Here is a 5676-nt window from a genome sequence, read left to right as displayed (position 1 = left end):
TCGAGCAGGTGGGCGGCGAGCCGGTCACGGACGAGCGCGAGTCGGCTCTCCGCCTCCAGCTCGTCACCGGGGCGCGCGAGTGTCAGATGGAGCCGGTGCACCCGGTGCCGCAGCTGCGGATCGTGCAGAACCGGGCGGTCGACCGCGCGCCCGACGAGGTCCACGTCGATCTGCGTGGTGTTCAGGTACAGGACGCGCTTGCGGAAACCGTCGGGCGTGACCGCGTCACCGTTGTGCGGGACGTGCGGCGGCAGGAGTGTCACCACGGAACGTGGCGCACCGTGTTCATGGCGGTCCAGGTCGTAGCGGACCATGCCCTCGTCGACGAGGAGCAGCGTCCAGGAATCGTGCGTGTGCATGGGGTAGGCGTGGTCGGCGAAGCGGGCGTGGAAGACCTCGTCGATCCCCTCCACCCGCGGACGCCACGCTCTCACCTGTGGACGTGCGGTCATCCCGGAAGCGTACAAGCCCGCCCCGGGGCTTGAGGCCCGCAAACTTCGTACAAGATTCCCGCCCGCGGGACCGGCAGGCTCTCGTGCATGAACGACGACAACGCGCCCGTACGCTTCGAGACCAAGATCACCGTGCTGCTCCGCGAGGACCTGCTGACCTGGCAGCGACTGAACGTCACCGCCTTCCTGGTCAGCGGCCTCGGCACGCGGGCCCCGGAGGTGATCGGCGAACCGTACACCGACGCCGACGACACCCCGTATCTGCCGATGTTCCGGCAGCCGGTCATGGTCTTCTCCGGCTCGAAGGAGCTGCTCACCACCGCACACGCCCGGGCGGTCGGCCGGGGGGTGGCGACGGCCGTCTTCACCTCCGACCTCTTCGCCACCGGCCACGACGCCGCGAACCGTGCGGCGGTGCGCGCGGTGACGCGGCCGAACCTGGATCTGGTGGGGATGGCCGTCTACGGGCCGCGCAAGGACGTGGACAAGATCCTCAAGGGTGCCTCCATGCATCCCTGACCGACCGCGTTGTGCTACGGCCGTGATACATGCGGGCACATATGTGCGAATGGGGGTGTGCGGTGCCATACTCGAAAGCAGTCCGCTCGACAGGCTTGTCAACGTCCCGAAAGGTGACGCGTCATGAACTGGGCATCGTGGACTACCTGCGGTGTCTTCGCGGGAACCGGCGGAGTGCGCACCGAAGAGGTAGGGGTCGTCAAAGGCGACTTGACCATACACACCACTTGGTCCGAAGGGCAGGCGGAGGTGGCCGTGCAGTACAGCGGGGCCTCCGACTGGTTCACCATGGAGGGCAGCCCCGTGCCCTGCCCGTCGGAGGAGGACAGCCGCTCCTTCCACCAGGACGTCGTCGAGGCGGTCCGCGCCGGAGGCGCGGCCACCGTCCCCGTACCACACACGGTGAACTGACGCGGCCCGGCCCGCCTCATCGCAGGCCGGCGCCGAAGCGCAGGACGTACCGGCGCTGCCACGGGGTCTCGACGGCCCCGGGGCGGTAGTGACGCCGCACGTAGGCGACAGCCTGGCCGGCCGGGACGCCGTCGAGGACCGCCAGACAGGCCAGGGCGGTGCCGGTGCGCCCGCGTCCGCCGCCGCAGGCCACTTCGACCCGCTCCCGCGCAGAGCGCTCCCACACCTCCTCGAACGCACGCCGCGCTTCGGAACGGTCGGTGGGGAGCCGGAAATCGGGCCAGCGAAGCCACCGCGCCTCCCATTCCACGGGCAGCGGCCGCCGGCCGAGGAGATGGAGCGCGTACCCGGGCACCGGACCCTCGGGGAGAGGACGCCGCAACCCGCGCCCGCGCACCAGCCGTCCCGACGGCAGCCGCATCACGCCCGTCGCCGAACCGTCCCACGTACCGCTCACACCGACCGCCCCTTCCTCCGCCCCGGCAGGCCGGTGCCCGGTCCTGCGGGGCGTCTTCTCCGAGGGCCAGTAAACAGGCCCCCGGGCGGGCGGTGGGGGCGCCTGTAGGACGACCGGTGGGCTCTCAGCCGGCGCCGGGGCCCTTTCCATGGCTCAGCGGCCTGGCCAGCAGCGGCACGCGGGGCGCCTGGTGCCCGCCGCTCGCCTGCATGCGTACCTCACCGCGTTCGCTGATCTCCGCCCGCACGATGCCGGTCTCGTCCTCGTAGACCGGGTATCCGCCGGCTCCGGACCGGGCGGTGAGGTGGACGACGACGACGTCGTCCTCGGCGCCCGTCATCTGGAATATCAGCTCGTAACTCTCCGGGTAACCCATGAATGCCTCCCGACCGGGCACGGCCCACAGCCGTGCACCCGTCCCCTCCATTCTTTCGCACCGAGGCGTGTGGTGCACTCGGCACCGGACCCCTGGCTCCCTTGTCACCGCAGGTGACTGCGGATGCGGATTCGGTGAGGCGGGGCGACCATCGTCTGCAAGGGACCGGACGTGTGCTGACCTTCGCACCGCCGCCCGTGACGCCAGGCGGATCGCCGGCGCGATCATCCTTCGTCGGTGCGGGGCACGCGCTCCCGGCCGCCCTGCAGAGAGGAACTGCCGTGCTGATGGCCCATCCCGCGACGCTGCGGAAACTCGTCAGGCGCTACGAGGCACTGCGAAGCGCCCACGCACGGCTCGGCACGTCCGAGAGCGGCCGCCATCTCGAGGACGTCTCCTACACCCTCTGCGTCACCACGGGGACGAGGACGGTTCCCGACGCACTGGTCGCCGCCGAGACGCAGTTGCGCGCCGTACCGTCGGCGGGGTCGCCGGCGGCCTTGTCCGAGGTGGAACTCACCGCCTGACAGCCACCCGGAGCTCCGCGGCGATGACGCCGGTCCCGCGGACCGGCGTCATCGCCGCGTCCGCCGCCGCGAGCGGTGCCGTCGCGCGGCGACGACGGCGAACGGGCGGACCGCGCCGTCGAACGGGTGACAGGCGCCTGTCGGCCAACATGACCGATCAGCCGGGCGGCTAGGGATGCGGGTATGAGATTTGAGTCCCCACGAAACAAGTCCGTCTCCCCGCGCACCCGCCGTCTCCGTCTCGCCGGCGCCCTGGGCGTCGTCCTTGCCGCCGCCCTCGTGACCGGCTGCGGCCAGGACAGCGGCGACGGGACGTCCGCGGCGACCTCCGAGGCCGCGAAGGTCATGCCGAACCAGTCGGGCAGCCCCTCCGCGAGCTCCGGCAGCCCCACCAGCACGGCCCAGCTGACCGAGGACCAGGCCAAGCGCAAGGAGTTGCTCTCGGCCGTCAAGGTCCCCTTCTCCAAGGCGGCCACGACCGCGGTCGGCGAGGTGTCCGGCGGCAAGCTGACCGAGCTGGAGCTGGAGGGCGTCGACGACAGCGACATGAGCGCGAGCCCGAGTGCCGACGCGAGTGGTGGGGCGTGGATGGCCCACGTCGTCGAGGACAACGGCACCGCTCACATGGTGACCATCGACGCGGTGTCGGGGAAGGTACTCGACTCCAAGCCGGACACGGACCAGAGCGAGTCCGACAAGCAGGAGATGGCCGACCGGATCGCCAAGGCGAAGCAGACGCCGCAGCAGGCTGCGAAGGTCGCCATGGACAAGAAGAAGGGCACGGTCACCTCGGTCAAGCTCGACGAGAGCGACAGCCAGGCCCTGGTCTGGCAGGTCGATGTGGTCACCAAGGACTGGAAGAAGACGACCTTCGACGTGGACGCCGAGAACGGCAAGATCACGAACGAGGAAGTCGACAACGACTGATCCCCTCCATCCGCTCGGATCGGTGGCGAACCGCGTGACGGTTCGCCACCGTCGCGCGTTCACGGGCCGTCCGGCGCCTGCGGGCCCGTCCCTCCGCAGCCCGGTGTGTGCCGTGCGGCCGTCTCAGCCGTCACCGTCTGCCTCGCCGAGGACCCGGAGGTAGCGCAGTCCGGGAAGCCCGCTCAGGGTGGTCCCACCGCACTCGACGAAGCCCGCCCGAGTCAGCACGGTCCGCGAGGCGCCGTTGTCCGTGGTCGTCGCCGCCCGCAGCGAGCGCAGGCCGTATCCGGTCCGGGCCAGTCGGCAGACCTCCCGGGCCGCCGCGGTGGCCAGCCCCTGCCCGGCGGCCCGTTCGGCGATCCGGTACCCGAGCTCGGCCGAGCCGTCCGCCACGTCCACGAGGTTGACGCGGCCCAGTACGGCGCCCGAGGTGTCGGTCAGGAGATGGAAGTGGTGTTCTCCCGCGGCCTGGCCGGCCAGCAGCTCGGCCAGACGTGTGTCGAAGCCGGTGAAGTAGGCGTCGCCGCGGTCCGGAACCGTGGCCGCGAAATAGGCCCGGTTCTCCCGCTCGAAGGCCAGCAGGGCGGGAGCGTGGTCCGCCCTCAGGCGCTGCAGCATGGTCATGGACGGAAGGTAGCCGGGAGGGACCGGGCGCCACCACGGATTTCCTCCGCGTCCGGTGGGGCGGAAGCCGGCCCGCCCCGTGGACGCCGGCTGCGCCCGGACCCGGAACTCGTCGGTCCGGCCGAGGCGCGGCCCGGCCGCTCCGCGACGACCGGCATCCACGCTCCCGCACCCCTCCACCCAGCGATGGGTGGCCGAAAATCAGCTCATCGGCACCTGCTCGCCGCCATGGGCAGTGACCTCCGTGACGGGAGGACGTTGTGCAGGGTGTGCCCCAGCCTTCACCCAGTCCCGCCGCCGCTCCCGCGGCCACCGGCGCCCCGCCGCCGATCGCGTTCCTGCTGACCGCTCAGCAGGGAGAGGCCGCCCGTACGCTCCTGTCCTACGTCGCCTCTCTGCCGTTGTCCGGAGCGGACGCACAGCTCCTCGCCGTCGTCGTCGCCATCCGCGCGGCACAGAAGGGCGTCGGCAACCTCACCGGTCAGGACCTGCGGTCGCTGCGCCTGACCGACGCCGAGGGGGCGGTGGCCGCGGTCACCGCCCTGGGATGGCAGGCGCGGGGCGACCTGATCGGAGGCGCCCCGGACATCCCCGTGGGCATCGAGGTGCCCGGTCTCGTGGACGGTGCCGAGCGCCGCCTGCCCTTCGGTAAGGTCAGGCGGTCCCGCGTATCGGGCTGGACGAGCCGCACGCTCAACGCCAAACCGGTCAAGAAGACGCCGCCGGCGATGCGGTTGGCCGCCCTGTACCTGGCCGCACACGGGAAGCCCGACCGACCCGGAGCCCTGCCCGCGGACCTGCCCGAGCACTGCCGGGCGATGCTCCCGGACCTACTGGCCAAGGGCTTCCTGAAGGAGCTGGACGGCGCCGACTACCTCCTGGCCGACGCCGTGCGGCATCTGTCGGGCATGCGTACAGCGCCCGCCCCCGTGGTCCGCCCCCGCGCCGAGGAGGCCGAGGAGCCGCTGAGCTGGGACGCGTGGAAGGCCCAGGCAGGCGTGGCATTGCGCCGGCACGTCGAGGCCGTGGAGCACTGCCCCCGCTGCACCCTGTCCCCGGGCAGGGTGTCGGAGGCCTTCATGCGTAAGCCGGTCCCCGCCCAGGCCGACGACAAGGTGCGCGCCGGCTATGCGGCGTGGAGGGAGAACCAGGCCGAGCCGGGCCCCCGCGCCGCGCGGTTCGCTGCCGACTTCCGCGCGGCACACGGTCACGGGCCCTCGGTCAAGCAGCTCTGTCTGGGCCTGTCCGAGCGGAAGCAGCCACGCCGGCTGCGGATCTACATCGTCCGGCAGTTGATCGCCGAGGGGTGGCTGACGAACACCGAACCCGTGCCCTGGACCCTGCGGCCCGGCCGTGCGGCGACGGAGGCAGGCGTACCCGCAG

The 5676-nt window shown here is 71.7% G+C and carries 9 protein-coding genes; 5 read left to right on the top strand and 4 right to left on the bottom strand.

Translation table 11 applies throughout. The features are described from left to right. Nucleotides 1-452 (bottom strand): AraC family ligand binding domain-containing protein (locus IH13_RS0122175; protein WP_199814804.1); only part of this gene is annotated, 452 nt, incomplete at its 3' end. Nucleotides 453-539: 87 nt separating this feature from the next. On the opposite strand from IH13_RS0122175, the gene IH13_RS0122170 reads away from it, so the two are divergent. Both IH13_RS0122170 and IH13_RS0122165 read left to right on the top strand, forming a co-directional pair. Further along, nucleotides 540-971 carry a DUF2000 domain-containing protein gene (locus tag IH13_RS0122170; RefSeq protein WP_031087094.1) on the top strand — a complete coding sequence of 144 codons (432 nt, stop codon included), beginning with the start codon at nt 540-542 and terminating at the stop codon, nt 969-971. A 123-nt stretch (nt 972-1094) separates the two neighbouring features. After that, on the top strand, nt 1095-1382 hold the full coding sequence (locus tag IH13_RS0122165) for a hypothetical protein (RefSeq protein ID WP_031087092.1): 288 nt from the start codon (nt 1095-1097) through the stop codon (nt 1380-1382). A gap of 16 nt (nt 1383-1398) precedes the next feature. Here the strand turns inward: IH13_RS0122165 and IH13_RS0122160 are convergent, their stop codons facing one another. Beyond that, nucleotides 1399-1803 (bottom strand): protein-tyrosine phosphatase family protein, encoded by a 405-nt coding sequence (locus IH13_RS0122160; RefSeq protein ID WP_051835899.1) that lies wholly within the window; start codon nt 1801-1803, stop codon nt 1399-1401. A 160-nt stretch (nt 1804-1963) separates the two neighbouring features. Beyond that, a complete protein-coding gene (locus IH13_RS0122155) occupies nt 1964-2215 on the bottom strand; it encodes a DUF6296 family protein (RefSeq protein WP_031087089.1) in 252 nt (83 codons plus the stop codon). Between the two features lie 281 nt (nt 2216-2496). Between IH13_RS0122155 and IH13_RS0122150 the strand changes: the two genes are divergently transcribed. Next, the gene (locus IH13_RS0122150; protein ID WP_031087086.1) at nt 2497-2742 is read left to right on the top strand and encodes a DUF5133 domain-containing protein; all 246 of its coding nucleotides are present in this window, start codon (nt 2497-2499) and stop codon (nt 2740-2742) included. A gap of 183 nt (nt 2743-2925) precedes the next feature. Next, nucleotides 2926-3669, top strand: coding sequence for a PepSY domain-containing protein (locus IH13_RS0122145; RefSeq protein ID WP_031087085.1), 744 nt, complete (start codon nt 2926-2928; stop codon nt 3667-3669). Nucleotides 3670-3792: 123 nt separating this feature from the next. Here the strand turns inward: IH13_RS0122145 and IH13_RS0122140 are convergent, their stop codons facing one another. Then, entirely contained in the window at nt 3793-4293 is a 501-nt protein-coding gene (locus IH13_RS0122140; protein WP_031087083.1) for a GNAT family N-acetyltransferase, read from the bottom strand. 260 nt (nt 4294-4553) lie between these two features. Between IH13_RS0122140 and IH13_RS0122135 the strand changes: the two genes are divergently transcribed. Next, the coding region (locus tag IH13_RS0122135) for a hypothetical protein (RefSeq protein ID WP_420713382.1) at nt 4554-5676 on the top strand (1123 nt) is incomplete at its 3' end.

Origin of the sequence: Streptomyces sp. NRRL WC-3549, from assembly GCF_000721935.1 — a bacterium.
Lineage (GTDB): Bacteria > Actinomycetota > Actinomycetes > Streptomycetales > Streptomycetaceae > Streptomyces.
The sequence above is the reverse complement of the archived record's forward strand: the minus strand, read 5'-3'. Positions and strand labels throughout refer to the sequence as shown.